Origin of the sequence: Microcystis wesenbergii FACHB-1317, from assembly GCF_014696875.1 — a bacterium.
GTDB classification, from domain to species: domain Bacteria; phylum Cyanobacteriota; class Cyanobacteriia; order Cyanobacteriales; family Microcystaceae; genus Microcystis; species Microcystis wesenbergii_A.
Map to the genome: position 1 here is coordinate 90,218 of NZ_JACJQV010000125.1, position 20,997 is coordinate 111,214.

Annotated in this window: 14 protein-coding genes and 1 other RNA gene; 9 read left to right on the forward strand and 6 right to left on the reverse strand. The window is 43.4% G+C overall.

The features are described 5' to 3' along the window. Positions 1 to 306: 306 nt before the first annotated feature. Positions 307 to 1,548 carry an AmpG family muropeptide MFS transporter gene (locus H6F92_RS10290; RefSeq protein ID WP_416338796.1) on the forward strand — a complete coding sequence of 414 codons (1,242 nt, stop codon included), beginning with the start codon at positions 307 to 309 and terminating at the stop codon, positions 1,546 to 1,548. A gap of 13 nt (positions 1,549 to 1,561) precedes the next feature. On the opposite strand, the gene H6F92_RS10295 is transcribed toward H6F92_RS10290, so the two are convergent. After that, the gene (locus H6F92_RS10295; RefSeq protein ID WP_190357759.1) at positions 1,562 to 2,986 is read right to left on the reverse strand and encodes a PP2C family protein-serine/threonine phosphatase; all 1,425 of its coding nucleotides are present in this window, start codon (positions 2,984 to 2,986) and stop codon (positions 1,562 to 1,564) included. 461 nt (positions 2,987 to 3,447) lie between these two features. Between H6F92_RS10295 and H6F92_RS10300 the strand changes: the two genes are divergently transcribed. The 4 genes from H6F92_RS10300 to H6F92_RS10315 all read left to right on the forward strand — a co-directional run bounded on the left by H6F92_RS10300 (position 3,448) and on the right by H6F92_RS10315 (position 7,519). Next, positions 3,448 to 4,098, forward strand: coding sequence for a nitroreductase family protein (locus tag H6F92_RS10300; RefSeq protein ID WP_190357760.1), 651 nt, complete (start codon positions 3,448 to 3,450; stop codon positions 4,096 to 4,098). 9 nt (positions 4,099 to 4,107) lie between these two features. Next, complete coding sequence (locus H6F92_RS10305; protein WP_190357761.1) at positions 4,108 to 5,523, forward strand: mechanosensitive ion channel domain-containing protein; 1,416 nt, start codon at positions 4,108 to 4,110, stop codon at positions 5,521 to 5,523. 544 nt (positions 5,524 to 6,067) lie between these two features. Next, a complete protein-coding gene (locus H6F92_RS10310; RefSeq protein ID WP_079206042.1) occupies positions 6,068 to 6,361 on the forward strand; it encodes a hypothetical protein in 294 nt (97 codons plus the stop codon). Between the two features lie 87 nt (positions 6,362 to 6,448). Continuing rightward, positions 6,449 to 7,519 carry a WD40 repeat domain-containing protein gene (locus H6F92_RS10315; protein WP_190357762.1) on the forward strand — a complete coding sequence of 357 codons (1,071 nt, stop codon included), beginning with the start codon at positions 6,449 to 6,451 and terminating at the stop codon, positions 7,517 to 7,519. A 16-nt stretch (positions 7,520 to 7,535) separates the two neighbouring features. Here H6F92_RS10315 and rnc read toward each other — a convergent pair whose 3' ends face one another. After that, on the reverse strand, positions 7,536 to 8,240 hold the full coding sequence (rnc, locus tag H6F92_RS10320; protein WP_190357763.1) for a ribonuclease III: 705 nt from the start codon (positions 8,238 to 8,240) through the stop codon (positions 7,536 to 7,538). A 281-nt stretch (positions 8,241 to 8,521) separates the two neighbouring features. After that, an RNA gene (rnpB, locus tag H6F92_RS10325) (RNase P RNA component class A) lies at positions 8,522 to 8,997 on the reverse strand. Between the two features lie 386 nt (positions 8,998 to 9,383). Here rnpB and H6F92_RS10330 point away from each other — a divergent pair. After that, entirely contained in the window at positions 9,384 to 10,211 is an 828-nt protein-coding gene (locus H6F92_RS10330; protein ID WP_190357764.1) for an alpha/beta fold hydrolase, read from the forward strand. Here the strand turns inward: H6F92_RS10330 and H6F92_RS10335 are convergent. Next, positions 10,189 to 11,343: a histidine kinase gene (locus H6F92_RS10335; protein WP_190357765.1), complete on the reverse strand. Its 1,155-nt coding sequence runs from the start codon at positions 11,341 to 11,343 to the stop codon at positions 10,189 to 10,191. The genes H6F92_RS10330 and H6F92_RS10335 overlap by 23 nt on opposite strands. Before the next feature lie 147 nt (positions 11,344 to 11,490). Here H6F92_RS10335 and H6F92_RS10340 point away from each other — a divergent pair, with 147 nt between their 5' ends. Continuing rightward, on the forward strand, positions 11,491 to 13,080 hold the full coding sequence (locus H6F92_RS10340) for a glycoside hydrolase family 57 protein (RefSeq protein WP_012268235.1): 1,590 nt from the start codon (positions 11,491 to 11,493) through the stop codon (positions 13,078 to 13,080). A gap of 344 nt (positions 13,081 to 13,424) precedes the next feature. On the opposite strand, the gene H6F92_RS10345 is transcribed toward H6F92_RS10340, so the two are convergent. Next, a complete protein-coding gene (locus H6F92_RS10345; RefSeq protein WP_190357766.1) occupies positions 13,425 to 14,963 on the reverse strand; it encodes a serine/threonine-protein kinase in 1,539 nt (512 codons plus the stop codon). 468 nt (positions 14,964 to 15,431) lie between these two features. On the opposite strand from H6F92_RS10345, the gene cruF reads away from it, so the two are divergent. Then, positions 15,432 to 16,346 (forward strand): gamma-carotene 1'-hydroxylase CruF, encoded by a 915-nt coding sequence (cruF, locus tag H6F92_RS10350; protein ID WP_190357767.1) that lies wholly within the window; start codon positions 15,432 to 15,434, stop codon positions 16,344 to 16,346. A 1-nt stretch (position 16,347) separates the two neighbouring features. Then, a complete protein-coding gene (cruG, locus tag H6F92_RS10355) occupies positions 16,348 to 17,535 on the forward strand; it encodes a 2'-O-glycosyltransferase CruG (protein WP_190357768.1) in 1,188 nt (395 codons plus the stop codon). A gap of 124 nt (positions 17,536 to 17,659) precedes the next feature. Here the strand turns inward: cruG and H6F92_RS10360 are convergent, their stop codons facing one another. Next, complete coding sequence (locus tag H6F92_RS10360; protein WP_190357769.1) at positions 17,660 to 20,722, reverse strand: N-6 DNA methylase; 3,063 nt, start codon at positions 20,720 to 20,722, stop codon at positions 17,660 to 17,662. Positions 20,723 to 20,997: the final 275 nt, after the last annotated feature.

Below are 20,997 nucleotides of genomic sequence, written 5' to 3' on the forward strand. Positions count from 1 at the left end.
AGGAGTCGGGAGGGAAGGTGGGGATAACAGTCCTTATCTGGGAAGGGTAAATAGGGGTGGGATTTAGTTGGGGGAATCAAGCATCTATCTTAAGGAGAATACCGCAATTTTTCAAGACTACTGAATCAAAATCTCATCCATTCTACTGCCTATAGCCCCGGCTGGGGGAAAGACCGCTATTTTTCGGGAATTTTTTTTGATCTCCAGGCAATGGCTAATATGGGGCGATGCCGGTCAGAACTAATTTCTTTCTTTTTGGGTCAATTAACTATATTCTTTAATCTAATCTATCCTCCTATCCCCTCCATGATCAAAGAAATTTCCGCTTATTTGCAAGTGTTCCGCAGTCAAAAAATGGCGGCTTTGTTATTCTTAGGTTTCGCTTCTGGATTGCCCTTGTTGCTCACCAGTCGCACCCTGCAAGCTTGGATGACCACCGAAGGAGTTGATCTGAAATCGATCGGTTTATTTAGTTTAGTCGCTCTCCCCTACTCTCTCAAATTTCTTTGGTCTCCCTTACTCGATCGCTATGTTCCCCCGCTGCTTGGTCGTCGTCGCGGTTGGATTTTAATCGCTCAAATTTGTTTAACTTTAGCGATTGCAGCCATGGCTTTTCAACAACCGCAACGATCTTTAGAATTATTGGCAATTAATGCTTTACTGATTGCTTTTTTTAGTGCCAGCCAAGATATTGCCTACGATGCCTATCGCACAGATATTTTAGAAAAATGGGAGATGGGGGCTGGGGTAGCGATCGGGGTTTTAGGTTATCGTTTGGCTTTAATTTTAACTGGTTCGATCGCTTTAATTTTAGCCGATCACTTTCCCTGGCCTCTCGTCTATCTTTTCCTAGCTGGATTGATGGCTTTAACGATTATTTGGTCTTTTTTCGCCCCAGCTACTCCCCCTAGAGATGATACTCCTCAAACTCTTTTAGAGGCAGTTTGGTTGCCTTTCCAAGAGTTTTTTCAACGCTATCGATTAGGTCAAGGAATGGGCATTCTCGCCTTTATTGTTCTCTATCGTTTAGGGGATGCTTTAGTTAATAATATGGTGACTCCTTTTCTCTTAAAAACTGGTTTCAGTCAAACCGATATCGGAGCGATCCAAGGGGGCATGGGCATGATAGCAACTATGGTGGGAGTTTTATTAGGTGGTTCCCTGTTAAGTCGTTGGGGAATTAATCGATCACTCTGGATTTTTGGCGGCTTGCAAGCTATTAGTAATTTAGCCTATTTTATTTTAGCAAATTTAGGGCAAAATTATCCTTTTATGGTCTTAGCTATTAATATTGAAAACTTCTGCGGCGGCTTAGGCACTGCCGCTTTTGTGGCTTTTTTAATGAGTCTTTGCAATGCTCGTTTTACCGCTACTCAGTACGCCCTCTTATCAAGTTTAATGGCCTTTAGTCGCGATATTTTGGTGGCTCCCGCTGGAGTTTTAGCCGAGGCGATCGGTTGGCAATGGTTCTTTTTAATCACAGTAATTGCCGCTTTACCCGGGTTAGCTTTATTGCCTTTATTTGCTCCTTGGCAAGAGGACAATTGAGCTAATTGATGATTTATTCCTCCGATTTCACTCGCATAACTACTAAAGTCATATCGTCACTACTGTCATTTCCTAAACCGGTAAAAGCGGCAACTTTCCCAAATAAATATTCTAGAATCTGTTCGGGATCGGTGTACTTTTGACAGGCTTCTTTAACTGCCGATAGCCAATTTTTCTGATCAAATCTTTCCCCTTTCGAGTTGACTGCATCGGTAAAGCCATCGGTATAATAAATCAGCGTATCTCCCGCTTCTAATTGCACTTGGGCATCATCATAGATAGAATCGGCCTCTAAACCAACTAATGTCCCTTCCGTGTCGAGAGACTCTAACTCTCCCGTTTTGGCCCGCCACCAGAGGGTGGGATAATGGGCGGCATTACTGTAGCCAAGACGGCGCGTCAGGGGATCATACTCGGAATAAAATAATGTCACGAAACGATGAGAATTATCGAGATCGGCATACATAACCCGATTGAGATGACGCAAAATCTGGGCCGGGGAGTGACGATTTAAAACTTCCGCTCGCAACATTCCCCGGGTCATGGTCATCAATAATCCTGCCGGGACACCTTTACCCATGACATCACCGATCACTATACTCCAAGGAGCGGTACTGGCTTCCATTTCCGCCTCCCTTGCCGGTTTAAATTGATCGTAATTGCAGGGGATAAAATCATAATAATCGCCACCAACGCGATTAGCCGTTTGGCAGTGGGCCGCCAATTCTACCCCCTGAATTTTCGGACATTGCCGGGGTAAAAGACGATTTTGGATTTCGGCAGCGATTTCTAACTCTCGATCCTGACGTTCCTTAGAACGTAATTCGATCGTTAATTCATTATTAGCTATAGCCACCGCCGTTTGATCGGCCACTAGCTGCAACAGTTTACGACGGGTGGGTGTCCAACCATAATCGGGATCGCGACTGAAAACGTATAAACGCCCCCGCTCACTATTTTTTACTAAAACAGGCGTACTATAAACCTGCGTACCCTGTCCGAGAGTTTGCCGGATTTTATGGTCGAGACTATCGAGAAGCGATCGATTATTTTTATTCTCAAGTGCCGGTTCTTGGTTTAATTGTCGGATAATTGCCTCTAATTGTCGGCGTAGTTCCCCATTAATTTGATTATCTTGGCAATGGAGTTGATCGAGCGCCACTTGACCCTTATTTTTGCTCAAAATCAACGCCCCTCCCTCCGCGTCTGCCACTCGTGCGGCCATCAAGGGGGTAAGATCGAGGAATTGGTTTAAATTATTGAAACTCCGCAGGGCAAAACCGAGGGAACTTAAGAGATTTTGAACTTTGTTTTGTTCGCGATATAAACTGGCGACTAACTCTTTTAAGGCTAAAATTGGCTTGATATCGGTACTGTGATCGCCCATATTGACGGTGGGAGTGGTGAGGGTGTCGCTCGGTTCCGGCTCAGAAAGCATAAAATGATCTTTGTGGCGGTGACATGATTATAGCTAGATGGTCATTGGGTTATGACCTGTTTAAGTCTAACAGTATAGTCGATCTTTTCCTGACCGCCACAATTTAACCCTGATGTTTTACTATTTCTGTGGGTGCATCTCATTTTTGTCAATCTACTAAGTTGGGATTTTTCAGGGGAAACTCCCTTTTAAAATTGGGCATTGCTTTCGATTTTATCACTCAATCCCAGCTTTTGGGGGGTAGAACCCCTCAAACCCTGGAGCGCATTAGTTTTTCGGTGGGATGCTTACAGAAAGCTGTTGATATATTTGTCATCATTTAAAAGTCACTGATAATTGCTGATTGTCGGTATTTCTGCAAATGTGAGATGCACCCCATTTTTGTTTTGTCACACCGAAGTCTGAGGCTGATAGCTTGACCTTATAATAATTAGGAATATGTAACTCAATCAACTGACTTTATGACCTTGCCTCTCGATGTTCCCACGGCGATTAATCAACGTCGTTCCATTAAAACTTTTACCACCGATCCGATCGCCCCGGAAGTGCTGAAAACCCTAGTAGAATTAACCGTTGCCGCACCTAGTAGTTTCAACATCCAAGATTGGCGAATTATTTTAGTACAAGATGAGGCACAAAAGGCTGCTTTAGCTGAGGCCGCTTGGGGACAAAAGCAAATTATCCAAGCGCCGGTTACTTTTGTTTTCGCTGCCGATGCTGCCGCAGGAGGAGGAGATCTAACTCCTATCTATGAACAGGCTCTCAGTACGGGTGCTTGGAGCGAAGGCACGGTAAAATATTTTCAACAGGCAATCCCAGGATTTCAAAAGGATTTGGGCGAAAAAACCCGGGAATACGCGATTAAAGATGCGATGATCGCCGCTACTCATCTGGTTTTAGCTGCCGAAAGTCTCGGTTTATCTAGTTGTTTTCTTAACGGTTGGATTGAGGACAAGGTAAAAGCTGTGATCGGTGCTGCCGATCATCCCCATCTGGCGATCGCTGTTGTCGTTCCCATCGGTTACGCGGCGGAACCGCGGCTTAATCCGGGGCGTTTACCCTTAGATTACAATGTTTTTGTGGATCGCTTGGGTAATCCCTATCAAATCTAAACTTTAGCGATGACTTTCTCTCCCTCAGCTTGGTTAACGCCCTTTTTTAACACTCCCCTTTGGCGCGCTGGGGGTGTGTCCATCACTCTTGGTTGGATTATTGGTACTCTTGTATTGTTTGTCCTTGTCACTTGTCTGACGATCGCTTTTAAAAGTTTACTAAAAAATCGTCTGCTGAAAAGTATTGGTTTTGATGAGGGTAATCGAGAAGCGATCGCGACTCTGGCTAGTTTCGCTTTTGGGGCTTTTGGTTATATTATCGCCCTACAATTGACTGGATTTAATCTCGCTTCGATCGCTGTTTTAGCCGGTGGTTTGGGGGTGGGTATCGGTTTCGGTTTGCAGGAGTTAACCAAAAATCTCACCAGTGGTTTAACTTTGTTGGTGGAACGCAAGTTAAAAGTGGGCGATTTTATCGAATTTGAGCAAACAAAGGGTTATATCCGGGAAATATCGATTCGTTCTACCACCATTCGCACTGTTGATGGTGCAGAGTTAATCGTTCCTAACACAATCCTAACTAGCAATCGCGTCCAGAATTGGCATTATACCGACTCGCGCATTCGAGTTATTGTACCGGTGGGAGTTGCCTACGGTACGGATCCTTTGATAGTAACGGAAATTCTGCTGCAATCAGCCTATATGTCGGGAGAAATTGCCTTTAATCCGCTTCCCAAGGTGATTTTTAACGGTTTTGGTGATAGTGCTTTAAATTTTGAGTTGTGGGTATGGGTGGAAAAAGTCGAACAGGCCGTTTTTCTGAGAAGTTCCCTACACTTCATTATCGAGCATAATCTGCGTCATCGGGGCATAACGATTCCTTTTCCCCAGCGAGAGTTATGGTTGCATAATACCGACAGTTTTGAGGCAGTTAAGGAACAGGATCAGGAGATAGTTAAACCTGCAAAACCGCTATCGTTAAAAGAAATGTTATTGGAGGTGAGTTACTTTAAACATTTTAACGATCTGCAATTGCGTGTATTAATTGAAATGGGTTGTCGTCAACATCTCCAGGACGGGGAGATTTTAATTAGACAGGGAGAAAGAACTAATTATTTCTGTATTGTTTTGCAGGGACAAGTGGATGCTTTTTATGAAAACGATAAAATCAGTCGTAAAATTTTTACTTTTAATAAAGGGCAATATTTTGGGGAATTACCGTTAATATTAGAGGTTCCCTATCCCACCACTATGCAAGCAGTGGGGGAAACCTTGTTATTTTTGCTCGATCGTCAGGGTTTTCAGCATCTTATCACTACTTATCCGGCTCTAGCGGAGGAATTCACTCAGGCACTCGCCCAACGTCAAGAGGAATTGCGCGAATGTCAGCAGAAATTGCGAGAAATGGGTCTTTTAGACTCGGAAGACCTGAAAAATCCCGTCTCTTGGCTGCGACAACGGTTAAAGAGCTTTTTTACGGCTTAAAAGGGGATGAGAACAAATTTACAGCCTTTCTCCTATAGCAGTTATCTTAATAATGAGGTACGAAGTCTGGTGGTTTTAGGAAACAGGCAACGCCAGAAGCGGCACAGTAGCTGGTCGTCTGGGAATGATGCCAAATCCCGTCATACTTGATCTTTATCTCAAATGTCGGGGTGAAAACCCTAGACCTCTTGTAAAAATCAAAAATTGTTGTTAGGGTTAGGAGTCAGTAGCCAGTAGCCAGTAGTCAGCAGAATTAAGAATGAATAATAATCAATTAAATGGTCTATTTACCGATTTTATGCCATTTAATCCTTATTTTTGACGTTTTTGAACCCTCAAAAATTAATTATGCAAGAGGTTTCCTCACTTTTAGCGACGGTGTTGCCTAATGTCTTTTCACAGTTTACTGATTACTGTTTACTGTTTACTGGACGGCTACGCCGTGCCTTTGGCAACACTGAAAACTCCCCTGACCCGATCGACAACATTTTTCAGGGTGATAGGATAAGCTGGAATTATCGAAACCGTAGAAATAATAGATAAAATGAGTAATCTCCTCTGGCCGCCTTTTCTCAAGAAAGCTTACCGTCAAGAACCAATAACTAGCTTTATCTTTACCGCAGCGGCAGTAGATGTCATCATCGGGGTTCTAGGACAAAGATGGACACTGCTATCTTTAGGGGCAACGATTATGGCGATCGCTATCTTCGCTCGGTGGCAACAGAGCCAAAAAACTGAGGCAATCAACAAAGAAGAAGCAGCAAGATATTATTTACCGCCCCAATCGGGTCAAGTGGCTTTACCAACCCTGAAAAACGAAAAAAATCGACCTTCTTAGCTCAGAAATCTGACCTTGTTTGGCAATCAATCCCCTCAAAGGCTAGAATCTATAGCACGGTTCATTTGTTAATATTCAAGTAAATTTATGAAATTCCGATTTATGGGTGGGGAGAAAATTGTCGGGGCAATTGTGGTCAGTGTCTTAACCACGCTGACAATCGGGCAACATCAGCTTAGTCATGCCCAAAATCCCATTGCCCCCCCTAAACCCGCGGCTGAAAGTGGCGAAAAAACCCCAGAAACTATCCTAGTAGAAGGTTTAGGCAGACTTACCCTCGCTAAAACCTTAGAAGGGCAACAATCCACCCCTAATGCTCTGATTTTCAGTCCCGATAACCAATTGGTTCTCGCTGGCGGTAGTGATACGGATCCTCTCCTGAGAATTTGGTCGGTAAAAACAGGGCAAAAAGTCTCCCAAACTCGCGCCCAAAGAACCAGCGTCAAAGCTTTAGCCATTAGTCCCAACGAAAGATTATTAGTTAGTAGCGGTTTAGATGGTTCCATTAATTTTTGGAATCTGCTGGAAGGCAAGTATTTAGGAATTGCCCTCGAACACGGTAATACTGTCCTCGCCCTTACGGTTACTCCCGATGGTAAAACGTTAATTAGTGGTGGTTTGGAAGGAATTCGCCTCTGGACAGTGCAACCCCCCCGCCGTCCCCTCTATCGTTTAAATTGGGTGGGTAATTTTGTTTATTCCCTAGGGATGAAATCCGATGGTGTCACCCTTGCCAGTGGTCATGAAAACGGTGAGGTAAATTTTTGGGACATCCGCGAGGGCAAATTTTTATCGAAATTTTCCGCCCATCCCCAAGCGGTTAGCAAGCTTTTATACACTCCCGACGGCAAAAATTTAATTACGGGTAGTTTAGACCGCACGATTAAAATCTGGGATACGAGCAATAATCAGTTATTATTTACCCTCGTCGGTCATACGGCCCGAATTCGCTCCCTGGCACTCCATCCTAACGGACAAATTCTCGCTAGTGCCAGTAATGACGGGGTGCGTTTATGGGATGTGACGACGGGTAAACAGTTGGCCTGGTTTGATAATAATTCCGACTGGGTGGAATCCCTGGCTTTTAGTCCCGATGGGCAGTATTTGGCTAGTGGTAATTATGATTTTAAAATTCGCCTCTGGCAATTCGTCCGTTAGGCAAAAATAGCTTCATTTAGCCTTTAACCACTTCTAGAAAAGCCGATTTAGCCGCTGCCTGTTCCGCTGCTTTTTTGCTTCTGCCAGTTCCCACTCCTAATTTCTGCTCATTTAACCACACTTCCGCACAAAAACGTTCTTGATCTAAGCCATTGATTTCTTTTACTAAATATTGCGGCAGTTTTTTGTATGTTGCTTGTGTCCACTCCTGCAAGGCATCCTTATAATTCTGTCGGGCCGGATCTCGACGAATTTCGGCCGCTTTTTCCCTTAGTGGCTCATCTAGCCAAGAACGCACTAAAACCATAGTCTGTGTACTAAGATATAATGCTCCCAAGACCGCCTCAAAAGCGTCTGCTAGTCGGGAAATTCGCCCCGCCCGATCGATACTCGTACTACTTGATACCAACAAATAACGCTCGAAACCGTAGCGATCCGCAAATTCCGCCAAAGTGCGATCGCTAACCATCATCGATCGCAGGGCGGCAAATTCTCCCACTAGCGCCTCCGGATAGGTTTCTAACAATACCTCCGCCGCCACCAGTCTTACCACAGAATCGCCCACAAATTCCAATTGTTCATAATTCTTATCACGGGAAATACTGGGATGAGTTAGGGCTAAATCTAATAAATCCCACCTGACGGGGACATCAGCCGATAAACCCAGCTTTTCCACGAGGGTTTTTAATTGTTTTTGGCGACGCGGATCACTTAAGGACATGGGAGCGGGAATTATAAATTATGAATTATAAATTATGAATTATGAAGTGGGGAGATTTTTTTCAATGATCAGTAAAAAGTAAAAAGTAAACAGTAAACAGTGAAATGGTAACAAAGGCCGAATGTCAAGTCTAATTTGTTAAGCTAAAAGCTTTGATGTACTTAGTTTCTACCCTTCTTTTTAGGTAGGAGATTTGCCAGATTCTTTTTTGGAGCCTCTTGCCTTTTGCCTTCAGTAGCTGATCACTGATAACTGATTACTGATAACTGATAACTGATAAAGGAGAGAGTCAGACATAAGCCGAATTCTGTATTTCCCAACAGCAGTAAAATCGCTTTTACCTTTGTTGGAATAGAGGTTATCTATCTGGGATAATTGTCACCAATTACCTCAAGCGGTTCCTAAAAACGGGACAGGAAAAAGACCAACCTTTGTCCCTCCACCTTGCTCCCCACCGGGGTTTACCGAGCCAGTACCTCTCGATACTGCTGGTGCGCTCTTACCGCACCTTTGCACCCTTACCCCCAATCAGTTATCAGTTATCAGTTATCAGTTATCAGTGGAAAGTTATCAGTGAATTTACTTTCGTTACTGATTACTGTTTACTGATTACTGAAAAAAGGGGGCGGTATTTTTCTGTGGCACTATCCTCACGCTCACGCGCACTGGACGTTATCCAGCAAGTGTGGTCTTTCGGGAGTTCGGACTTTCCTCGGAATCATTGATAAAATGATCCCGCAACCTCTAGACCAACTCTCTCCTATTCTCTAGTATGACTTACCAGAGACTCGATCGCTCATATATCCCAGTCAATAATCAGTGATCAGTAAACAGTAAACAGTGAACAGTGAAAAGACAGCAGGAAACTGCTATTTAATACTGCTCGCTTAATAGACCTCTTGTAAAAATCAAAAATTGTTGTTAGGGTTAGGAGTCAGTAGCCAGTAGTCAGTAGTCAGGAGAATTAAGAATGAATAATAATCAGTTAAATGGTCTATTTACAGACTTTATGCCATTTAATCCTTATTTTTGCCGTTTTTGAACCCTTAAAAATTAATTATGCAAGAGGTTTAATACATACTGCTCACTTAAAACTCAAATCTGATAACTGATAACTGATAACTGATAACTGATAACTGATCAATGTCGATCGCTCTCAACGTTAACATCAAAGGTAATGGCTATCCGATTCTCTGTCTGCACGGTCATCCCGGTTCGGCAGCAAGTATGTCTGTATTTACTGACCACTTTTGCCAACGCTGGCAAACCCTGGCCCCGGATCTGCGCGGTTACGGTAAAAGTCGTTATCGCCGGGATTTTCAGCTAGAAGAACATCTAGAGGATTTAATCGGACTACTCGATCGCCAAAAAATCCAGCAATGTTTAATTCTCGGTTGGTCTTTGGGGGGTATAATTGCCCTGGAATTAGTATTGCGGCATCCCGATCGCTTTCCCGGTTTAATTCTCGTGGCCTCGGCTGCGCGGCCTTGGGGTAGTCATCCTCCTGTCCGCACCACAGATTTAGTTTTGACGGGGATGGCGGCAATTCTCAATCAGATCAAACCGGGATGGCGTTGGAATATTGATACTTTTGCTCGTCGTTCCCTGTTTCAGTATCTTTTTTCACAACATCAAGCGCTATCCTATCGCTATCTTGCTCAAGATGCTGTTCCCGCCTACTTAGGCACTTCTCCCGCTGCTAATCGCGCTTTAAATCGGGCTTTAAAAAAAGGTAACAATTGTTTAAAATCTCTTGACAAAATCACAATTCCCTGCTTAGTTCTAGCGGGAGCAAATGATCGCCATATTACCAGTGCCTCGAGCCAAGAAACGGCCGAAAAACTAAAACTGTCTCAGTGGAAATGTTACCCAGATACGGCCCATCTGTTCCCCTGGGAAATCCCCGACTTAGTTTTAGGGGACATTGATGCTTGGTTAGCGGAGCATTTTAGCGATAAACTGGCAAAGTGAAGTGAAAACTACTGCCGTGGTCGGGGACACTATCCACCCAAATTTGACCGTAGTGGGCGCGAATAATCTTGCGACAGACCGATAAACCGATGCCATAACCTTCTTTACCCTCATCCCGTTTGAGACGCACATGACCCTCAAAAATATGCTCTTGTTTCTCTTCGGGAATGCCGGGGCCAGTATCACTGATGCTCACCTGTACTTTTTGAGTAGTACGATGGAGGACAGAAAGGGTAATTGCGCCGCCAGCGGGAGTATATTTGATCCCATTCTCCAAGAGATTAATAATCACCTGTCGGATTAACTCCTCATCAGCATAGACGGGGGGCAAATCTTGGGGGATATCGCTTTGGAGAATTAAAGTCTTTTCCTGAAAAGTATCGGTAAATTGAGACAAAATTTCCTGACAAAGAGCTTGCAGATAAAATTTACTCTGGTGGAGAGTGAATTGCGCCGCCATGCTCTTAGAAGCTTGCAGAATATCCGTGATCAAACGGTTCATAATCCGGAACTGTTTGCGGGCCTGTTGGTGCAGTTGTTCTCGTAATTGCAGACTGCGCTCCGTATCCGGTTGATGATAGGCTAATTCTAGGGTTTCCACAGCGATGGAAGCAGCGGTGAGAGGACTGCGTAAATCGTGGGCTAACATAGCCAAAATTTGGTCTTTAAATTTTAATTGTTCTAATAATTCTTCCTTTTCCTGTTTAAGACGAAAAACCTCATCGGCGATGCGGATGAGTTCGCCCGAATGTTCCACCTCTTGACGTTGTTCATCCTCAGCGTGATGATTTTTGACCTCCTCTTTAATCCCTTTTTGCCAACGTACCAACCATTTTTTAAACTGTTCCACCAGATTACTGCCCGCGAGGGTATGACGGGGGCCGGGGGCAATTTTGACCAAGGCTGGGGTAGCTACAAGGCGAAAATGTTCGACTAAATGAGGTTGCTGGCGAATTTCGATGATCTGTAGGTCAATCGGGTAATCAGACTTTAAAGACTGGAGATAGGACTGAATTTGACGGATAATTTCTTGAGAACTGGGACGGTCATCAACAAATAGCAAAAGTTGAATCGAGAGAGGCGTTGTCGTCTCTCTCCCTAAAGCAGTCAGTGGCTCGTTAGATGGGAGCATCGGAAAATTAGTAAACCTAGGGATTAACGGGATTGATCGATCATCGATCGACTTTTATCATATTCTTTATTGTAGAAGCTTAAGATAGTATAAAATCTACTCAACCTAATCTTAAAGTTTTATTCCTTAATTCTAAGAAGAAATCCTATGGCTTTTGGCTATGTTGCCCTAGTTCTCCACGCGCATCTCCCTTTCGTCCGCCATCCCGAAAGCGATTACGTCCTCGAAGAAGAATGGTTATACGAAGCAATCACAGAAACCTACATCCCTCTCCTGCAAGTTTTTGAAGGTCTCAAACGGGACGGTATCGATTTTAAAATGACCATGAGCATGACTCCGCCGTTGGTGTCGATGCTGCGGGATCCGTTACTGCAAGAGCGCTATGAAGAACACTTAGGTAAGTTAGAAGAATTAATTGCTAAAGAAATCGACCATAATCAACATAATGGCCATATTCGCTACTTAGCCGAATATTACGCTGAATCCTTCCAAAGTATCCGACAAACTTGGGAAAAATACGATCGAGATCTGGTCAAAGCTTTTAAACAATTCCTCGACAGTAATAACCTAGAAATTATCACCTGTGGTGCGACCCATGGTTATATGCCCCTGATGAAAATGTACCCGCAAGCGGTGTGGGCGCAAATTGAGGTGGCCTGTCAACACTACGAGGAAAATTTCGGTCGTCGTCCCAAGGGCATTTGGTTGCCGGAATGTGCGTACTACGAAGGGGTAGAAAGAATGTTAGCCGATGCGGGCATTCGTTATTTCCTCGTCGATGGCCACGGTATTCTCTACGGTCGTCCGCGCCCCCGTTACGGCAGTTACGCGCCCATTTTCACGGAAACCGGGGTGGCCGCTTTCGGTCGTGACCACGAATCTTCCCAACAGGTTTGGTCTTCCCAAGTCGGTTATCCAGGGGATATAGTTTATCGGGAATTCTATAAAGATTTGGGCTGGGAAGCGGAATACGAATATATTAAGCCCTATATCATGCCCAACGGTCAACGCAAGAATATAGGCATCAAATACCACAAAATTACTAGCCGGGACGGTGGTTTATCGGAAAAAGGGCTTTATGACCCCTACTGGGCCAAAGAAAAAGCCGCCGAACACGCGGGCAATTTTATGTATAATCGCGAGCGGCAAGTGGAGAGTTTAGCCGGAATTATGGGCCGTCCTCCCCTAGTTGTTTCCCCTTACGATGCCGAGTTATTTGGTCACTGGTGGTATGAGGGACCCTGGTTTATTGATTTTCTGTTCCGCAAGTCCTGGTATGACCAAAATATCTACCAAATGACCCATTTAGCCGATTATCTCCGGTCTAACCCGACCCAGCAGGTCTGTCGTCCTTCCCAATCCAGTTGGGGTTATAAGGGTTTCCATGAATACTGGCTGAATGAAACCAACGCTTGGATCTATCCTCACCTGCACAAAGGCACGGAACGGATGATTGAATTAAGTCATCATGAAGCGGAGGATGAATTGCAGGAACGGGCTTTAAATCAGGCAGCCCGGGAGTTATTATTAGCGCAATCTTCTGACTGGGCTTTTATTATGCGAACTGGTACAATGGTTCCCTATGCTGTCCGGCGCACTCGTTCCCACCTGCTGCGGTTAAATAAAATCTATGAAGATGTGAAATCCGAGAAGATTGATGCTGGTTGGCTGGAAAAAGTCGAGGAAATCGATAATATTTTCCCCAATATCGATTATCGCGTCTATCGACCTCTGTAATCTGCCTCTGTAATCTGGGTGATACTAAATCCGTTGAGTAACGCACAGAAAACGGGTTTCTCGGAGAAACCCGTTTTCTGCTCATGCACTCATGCAAAAAGGGGAATAAATAATCAGTCTTTAATAACCAGATTTAGTATGAATAGTATAGGGTTGGCTGAATAAATCTAAAAACTTTGTTGGGTAAGACTTTTAGACTTTTTAGCCATCAAAAAGTACCGGATCTGGGAGTGATCGGGGGCAGAAATTCAGGTACTTTTTCCCTGAAAATGGGTAAAACCCTACACCCTGCCCCCACCAAAAAACTTTTTCGGCAGACCCTAGTTAATACCCTCCCTAATTTTTTAGGGCTGCGCGGGTAATTCCGAGGCTAATTTGGCCAAAATTTTGGGTTTAAGTTCATCAAGTTTCTGTTTTAGCATCCGCTTGCTAATTTGCGGGTTGCCACCCTGGCCCGATTGACTATCGGTCAGCCATTGCTGCAAAATTTGGCGTTGATTGGCGGGAATATTAGCGGTGATCACATTTTCACAGATGTTGCCGCCTTCGAGGGAGAAAAATAAAATCCAGTATTGACCGGTTTCGCCGAGGGTTTTGGTCATTTTTTGACCCTGGGGGGTTTTTAAGTCCAAATAACAGGGCAACCAACGGGGTCCCTGTTGACGATGATAGAGGACAGTAATCCAGAGAATCATCGGGTGGGGTGCGGGTAAAAAGAGGAATTGATTGTAACGGACACTAGCAACCCGGACGGGGATATCCTCTCGATCCAACATTACCCATAAACTGGCAAAAACGCCGTCAGCAGCCTTGATACAGCGTGGGAAGACAATTTTTTGGCGGGGTTTGTCCTCGGGCCAACTGGACTTGAGACAGACATCCTTGGCATTAGCAGCAGAAGCAGTGGTTTGATCTAAATCATGAAGGGTTTTGATTCTAGTGGTGTAATCGTCGATTTTTTTGACTATTTCATCGACACGATTCAATTTGTTGGGTTGAGCATTTTTGGCTAGGGGTTCGAGTCGTTCGAGAACTTGTAGTATATCTGTAACACTTTGTGGGCGATCGCTGGGTGATTTGGCTAAACAGCGTAGGATTAACTGTTCTAATTCTGGCGGTAATTGCAAGCTAGAATTAAAGGGACGGGGTTCGACGTAGTGGTGAACCTCATACCAACCGCCAAAGGAGAGATTATCGGGAAAAAGGGGCGTTTCTCCCGTGATCATCTCGTACATCACAATCCCGAAACTGTAGATATCGGAACGATGATCGAGTTCTTTACCTTCCATCTGTTCTGGGGAACAATAGGCTAAGGTTCCCATAAACGATTGGGTTTGGGATTCTCCCGATTGGATGAGTTTAGCGATGCCAAAATCGAGAATTTTCACCAATTCCCCCAATCCCGAATCCTGAATCACGATAATATTGCCTGGTTTGATGTCCCGGTGAATAATCGGACAGCTCTCGCCTTGGAAGATAATACCCTTATGGGCGCATTCCAAGCCGAAACAAATCTGACGGGTGAGATTGAGGAAACGCGAGAGAGGCAGTGGGTGATATTTGATGATTTCACTCATGCTTTCCCCCTGCAAAAATTCCATGACGTAGAAGGGGACTTCCTTTTCATCTACACCATAATCACGAACTTTAACAATATGAATACTTTTTTCGCCTAAAAGTGCCGAAATAGTCGCCTCTCGCTCGAAACGATCGCGCATCCTTTGGTTGAGGAGAGTTTGCGAGAGGAATTTCACGGCGACGGTTACGCCCCCTAAGAGTTTATCTGCTGCTCGATATACTTGTCCCATGGCACCGCTACCGATCAACTCGACCAGTTGGTATCGATTGGCAAGTAAACTCCGATGTCTAGATTCTGCCGACATAGCTAGGCTACTGTGTTAATTATAGTGAGTCTGGTGGAAAGAGTTTCTTAAGAACCGCTGCAATCCCTGGGTGATCGAGAGGACTTAACCTGAGAATGCCCTTTTTTCGGGCTAAAAGCATGATTGTTAAGATATATTTTCAGGCATTTTTAGTCCTTGCCCCTTGCATAATCAATTTTTGGGGGTTGAAAAAAATGAAAAAACTAAGTATAAAGTAGCATAAAATCTCTAAATAGACCATTTAATTGATTATTACGACCACTGACTCCGTTCGGACCTCGGCGTGAGCTTTTGTCGAACGCTGAGTTCACGGCCGAAGCCTGCCTACTGACTCCTAAACAGATGCTACATTGAAATCCCTAACCCCCGTAAAACTTTTTTGCCGCAAGTGACCGATCTGGGTAATAATTCTTTAATAAAGATTTGTAAACTTAAAAATGATTATCCCTTCGCAGTGCTAGAGATTTAATGAGACGACTAATTGCGATCGAAAAAGCTCTGCTCATCGGTCATATTGTATCGATGGCTTTTGGACTAGCGGGATTGTTGCTAGTTCTGCCCCATCCCGAGTTTGTGGCCAATTTACCGGATTTTGGCAAAACCGTCTTTGCTTGGTCAATGGCCGGCGGGGGTGTGGTGTATATGGTGTTAGGAATGGCAGCGGTGGCTGTTTATGCCTATCGGACTCTAGGAGTGTGGCACTGGTTAGGATTCATGGTTCCTGCTATCAGTTTATCCCTTTGTAGCGAACTTTTGGGAACCAGTACCGGCTTTCCTTTCGGTCATTATCGTTATCTTTCGGGCTTAGGTTACAAAATTGCGGATTTAGTACCCTTTACTATCCCCCTATCTTGGTTTTATCTCGGTTTTAGTGCCTATATCATCGCTCGCGTCGGTTTATCCACTCTTGCTATACCCCAGTGGCTACAAAATCTAGCAGCGATCGCTATCGGGGCGGTATTATTAACTTCCTGGGATTTTGTCCTAGATCCGGCCATGAGTCAAACTACCATCCCCTTCTGGATTTGGGAACAACCGGGGGCCTTCTTTGGGATGCCCTATGAAAATTTTGCCGGTTGGTTCGGTACAGGCTGTGTTTTTATGACGGTAGCCACTTTAATCTGGCAAGTGCAACCGGTGAAACTGCCAAGTCAAGATTTAACCCTGCCTTTTGTGATGTATTTAGGTAATTTTGGCTTTGCTACGGTCATGAGTATGGGTGCTGGTATTTATCCGCCGATTTTCTTAGGATTACTCACCGGTATTCTGCCTTTAACACTCCTCTATAATCGCGCCAAGACTGTTGCTTCCGGGCAAACAGTGGCAACCAGCGAAGTAACAACCCTAAAAATCCCCGTTGTTTCGGTGAGAGGAGCCAAATAAGTTGTTAACTGAGATAATTCTCGGTGCATTCTGCCTGGGGCTACTGCTGTCTCAGGCTGTTGCCTTTTTTATCCTTCTTTCCCGTTTGCTAAAAGGGGCGCGTCGTCGTCCTCCCCTGACTCCCCAACCCCCCACCCCGGAGATGTTAGGGACAGTAAGCGTGATTGTGCCGACGTTAAACGAAGTGGCCAGGATTGACGGTTGTTTACGGGGATTGAGTCAACAGAGTTACGAAGTGCGAGAAATTCTGATTGTCGATAGCAATTCCCAAGATGGTACGCGGGAAAAAGTCAAAGAGATAGCGGCAAAAGACCCCCGCTTTCGCTTGAAAACCGATTATCCTTTGCCCCCCGATTGGGTAGGTCGTCCCTGGGCGTTACACAATGGTTTTTTGTTTAGTTCTCCTAAAAGTGACTGGATTTTGGGCATTGATGCCGATACCCAACCCCAAGCAAATTTAGTCGCTAGTTTGGTCAAAGCTGCGATCGCAGAAGGTTACGATTTAGTTTCCCTGTCGCCGCAATTTATCCTCTCCTATCCGGGAGAATGGTGGTTACAGCCAGCTTTATTGATGACTTTGCTCTATCGCTTTGATGCGGCCGGAGTGCGCGAGCAAGATCCCGAAAGAGTGATGGCCAATGGTCAATGTTTTCTCTGTCGGCGGTCAGTTTTAGCGGCTTTAGACGGTTATAGCGGGGCAAAAGGTTCTTTTTGCGATGATGTCACCCTGGCCCGTCTAGCGGCGACGAAAGGCTATCGGGTGGGATTTCTCGATGGGGCGAAGTTGATTCGCGTGCGGATGTACGAAGGACTTAAGGAAACTTGGCGCGAATGGGGCAGATCCCTTGACCTCAAAGATGCCTCCTATCAGGGGCAATTATGGGGCGATTTAGCTTTATTAGCTCTTACTCAGGGATTACCGATAATTATCACCCCTTTACTGCTCACAGCTTTGATTTTTGGCTACGATTTCCTGAGTTTAAAAATTGTCTTGACTTTAAACCTGCTGCTGTTATTGATTCGTTTTGCCCTTTTATTGGCTGTCTCTCCTAGCTACTATCGGGGCGAAAAAGTCAATCTATCTTCGGGATTATTTTGGCTATCTCCCCTAGCGGATCCGCTGGCAGTTATCCGCATTTTTATTTCTGCTTTTACCCGTCCCCAAAGTTGGCGCGGTCGATTGTATTAAAAATGTTAGGGTGAAGGCCCTCAGAAGTTTCGTAGAAACCCAACTTTAAGGGTTTCTTTTATGAAGTTTGCATAATTTTTCCCTATTAAATTTGAATATTTAAGGTTTGGAGTTGTTGATTGATCTAATCAGTAACCTTGGTGGCATCGGTTTCAATCACTTTTTTAGCAAGTAAAAGTTCTTCTACTAATTTTTCCAACTCTTTCCCTTGGCTACTATTTCTTATATATTTTCTAATATCTTGACGAATATTAGCAAAATAAACATCTCTCAATTCAAGTTGAGAAATATCTTTTTCTAGGGCTTGACCAATTTGTGAGATTTTAAGATGCAATTGATCTTGAGGATTAAATTTAGGTATGTTAAGTTTCCAGACGTGCTTATGTATGTCTCTTTCATCCTTTCCATAGGACATTAAAGGACGAGTTTCTAAAGTTGTAATCTCTGCATTTAAGATTGCACATAAATAATGGGATTCTTCTAGTCCTTCAGTCGTTGCCCAATACAGTTTACTATCAATAATAGCTTGTCTATTGGATAATCTAGCCGCACAAATGTGCATTCCAGAGGTTGCATATAAAATTCTTTCTTTTGGTATGGGGAACTGCTGAGTCAGCTTGCTCATATAATCAATTTGTTCAATCAAAGATAAGCGGGTACTACTAGATTTGTTTGCTGTCCATATTTCTTCTGCTTTGCGCCACCAAGCACATAAGCCAGGATACATATCAATTAACTCAGATTCTCCATTCATTAAGACTTTTCCATTCCAAGGAATAACTGCTAATTCGGGTTCTTGACAACGAAAAGGTACAATAGATGCCCCTGTATATAAAGGTCTGATAAAATCACTTTCAATTGTTCCTTCTAAAGTAGGAAGATCTTTCCAGGGTTTTTTCTCATTAGCAGATCTTTTTGACTGAACTAACTTACGTCCAGAAGCTAAACCTAACGGACTAGATATTTTTTCTTCAACAAATAAAAGAACTTTAGGAACTATTGTAGCTCCCTGGGAAAATTGGGAATGATAGGGAGAAATTTTATTTTCTGAGCCTATTTTTATTTCTTCCTTAGGGAATTTAAGGGATTTTTTAATCACGCTCCACGATGATTTAGGTTCGTTGATTTTTCCTGTCCAATATTCAGCAATCAAAGGCATTTTTACAGGTTTTTGAGACCTCTTACCAAAAATAACCGATGCACCTCTAGGAAAAAAATGGGGTCTTAGTCTTCGTAAATCCCAAGATTCTGCAAATTCAACGTATGTTGTTGCTCCTTTCCCTAGGCAATAATTCCCCTCTCGAAATCCTCCAAAATATTCTCTATCCGTTACTGAATTAGGCATCACAAAAGCAAACTTGCCACCTTCACCCAAATAAGTTTCAATAGTTTTAGCGACAAACAATGCTGAAAGATCTTGATGTGTGGCATTCTTTGCCCCATGCCAAAGCGATCGCTCTTCACTCATTTCCTTAAATGATTGTTGCATCTCTTTAGGCATATGCCGATAAGAAAGCCAGGGCGGATTTCCAATTAGAATATCAACCCGATTTTGCGGCAAACTCAACCAAACAGGACGGACCAAATTACGCACATAATAGCTCCAAATATGATCCCGTCCGCTTTCATGGAGTTCACACATAACGGAAAATGTACTTTTAATCGTCTCATGAAACTTTTCAGGGATAGCTAATCGCCGAAATACCCCCGTTAAAGAAGGTATCGGTTTACCGTAATCTTTTTGAGTAGCTTTATCTGCTAATTCTTTTACAAGCTCATCAAAAGTATGGGAACTTTTTAGAAGCTCATGGGGAAAACGTAACTCCGATTTAAATAACTGTCCTTCACTATCCGTTTCAATAATGACGTGATCTCTTGACCATAGATCATATTGCTTTTGTCGCCATTGCATAGAATCAGCCAAATAAACAGGAATATTAATTTCCCCTCTGCTTGGATTAGTCAAATTATCACGACCAATTGCCAAAAGATAAGTTACACGAGCTAACGTTACTGCGACTGGATGAATATCAAAGCCAATAACATTCCTTGCCAAAGTTTCAAGAGATTCACGCAGAGACAATTTCTCTTGCGCTGCTTTTTTAAAAAGATTTTTAACCGCATGAAACAAGAAAGTTCCAGAACCGCAAGACGGATCTAAAACACGCTTATTTAAGGGGTCTTTAATTGTTTTTTCAACAATAGCCTCCGCCAGCCAGTCTGGTGTGTAATACTCTCCTAATTGTTTTCTTAATTCCTGAGCAATGATTGATTCATATAAGACTTTCATAATGTCATAGGCCACTTCCCCCCAATTAAAACGAGAAATTTTACGAGCTAATGAACGAATAAAAATATCACCTTCCTCAACTTCTATCACCCAATCAAAAAAGTCGCTTTCAATTACGCCATAAATACCGCTAATCTCAAACTGAGAACCTGATAAAAGAGAAGCGGGCGATAAATCATTAACATTTAGACCTAAAACAGCATGAGCAATAATTTCAGATACATTCACCAGTAACGTATGCTCAACGAATAATTCATCACTATCTTTGAATTGACTACCTAACGCTGTCGTCAGAAGTTTCGCCCATAATAGACGCTTCATTTTTACTGTAGGAAGCTCTTTGTTTTCCTCATACAAACTTAATAAAGTTGCATGATTAATGGCATAGGAAGAGCTTTCTACACCCAGCTTATTATTGATTTCTTCTGGAGTAGGAATAACGTCTTGCTTTGTTGCCAAAACCCCATCTAACCAAGCAATTAATTTATCGGCATCGGGATTATTTGCATTTACTAAATGTTTAGAGACTTCAACAAAATCCTTTGATGGTTTGAGATGAAAACACCGCCATTCCAAACCATCCGATAAAATACCAATATAGTTTTGCCCCGTTTGCTGCGTCCGAACTGCGACATAGCCCGATAATTGCTCTATCGCATCAGCGAGAATTTTTGCTTTCCGTAAATCTTTTTTGACTTCAATGACTACCGATCCTACTTCAACATCAATTCTACGGCGATCACCCAATTGAGATTCAAGTTTTACATCAAGATCTTCATCATCGAGATCTAGTGAAGCTTGAAGTAATAAATCCCTGATGCCAGCTTGTATATCGGCTTCAGTGCGCTTGGCTTCTCTATTGGCTAAGTTTTTGACAATTTCAATAACATTTGACATTTTAGTAAAAGCAAAAAATTAGATCGTAAGCCTTAAAAATATATTAATTTTTGATGACAAGGTAATCATTTCCCTAAAAGATAAGTAGGTAGATGTTAAAAATTGGGCTCTTCTCGACTTTGTGTGATAATTTTTGCTTATAGAATCCTGAAATGTTTACTCTGAAAGATTTTTAGGACTATTTTGCTGAAGAAACTATCAGTATAGACCCCGTTTCCACACAGAAACCAGAAGAGCCAAAATTGTCAGATACCCCCCTTATCAAGGGGGGATTA

Excerpts from the sequence above, each read along its gene's own strand:
- H6F92_RS10290 (WP_416338796.1), top strand. The coding sequence starts at position 307 with ATGATCAAAGAAATTTCCGCTTATTTGCAAGTGTTCCGCAGTCAAAAA.
- H6F92_RS10295 (WP_190357759.1), bottom strand. The coding sequence starts at position 2,986 with ATGCTTTCTGAGCCGGAACCGAGCGACACCCTCACCACTCCCACCGTC.
- H6F92_RS10300 (WP_190357760.1), top strand. The coding sequence starts at position 3,448 with ATGACCTTGCCTCTCGATGTTCCCACGGCGATTAATCAACGTCGTTCC.
- H6F92_RS10305 (WP_190357761.1), top strand. The coding sequence starts at position 4,108 with ATGACTTTCTCTCCCTCAGCTTGGTTAACGCCCTTTTTTAACACTCCC.
- H6F92_RS10310 (WP_079206042.1), top strand. The coding sequence starts at position 6,068 with ATGAGTAATCTCCTCTGGCCGCCTTTTCTCAAGAAAGCTTACCGTCAA.
- H6F92_RS10315 (WP_190357762.1), top strand. The coding sequence starts at position 6,449 with ATGAAATTCCGATTTATGGGTGGGGAGAAAATTGTCGGGGCAATTGTG.
- rnc (WP_190357763.1), bottom strand. The coding sequence starts at position 8,240 with ATGTCCTTAAGTGATCCGCGTCGCCAAAAACAATTAAAAACCCTCGTG.
- H6F92_RS10330 (WP_190357764.1), top strand. The coding sequence starts at position 9,384 with ATGTCGATCGCTCTCAACGTTAACATCAAAGGTAATGGCTATCCGATT.
- H6F92_RS10335 (WP_190357765.1), bottom strand. The coding sequence starts at position 11,343 with ATGCTCCCATCTAACGAGCCACTGACTGCTTTAGGGAGAGAGACGACA.
- H6F92_RS10340 (WP_012268235.1), top strand. The coding sequence starts at position 11,491 with ATGGCTTTTGGCTATGTTGCCCTAGTTCTCCACGCGCATCTCCCTTTC.
- H6F92_RS10345 (WP_190357766.1), bottom strand. The coding sequence starts at position 14,963 with ATGTCGGCAGAATCTAGACATCGGAGTTTACTTGCCAATCGATACCAA.
- cruF (WP_190357767.1), top strand. The coding sequence starts at position 15,432 with ATGAGACGACTAATTGCGATCGAAAAAGCTCTGCTCATCGGTCATATT.
- H6F92_RS10360 (WP_190357769.1), bottom strand. The coding sequence starts at position 20,722 with ATGTCAAATGTTATTGAAATTGTCAAAAACTTAGCCAATAGAGAAGCC.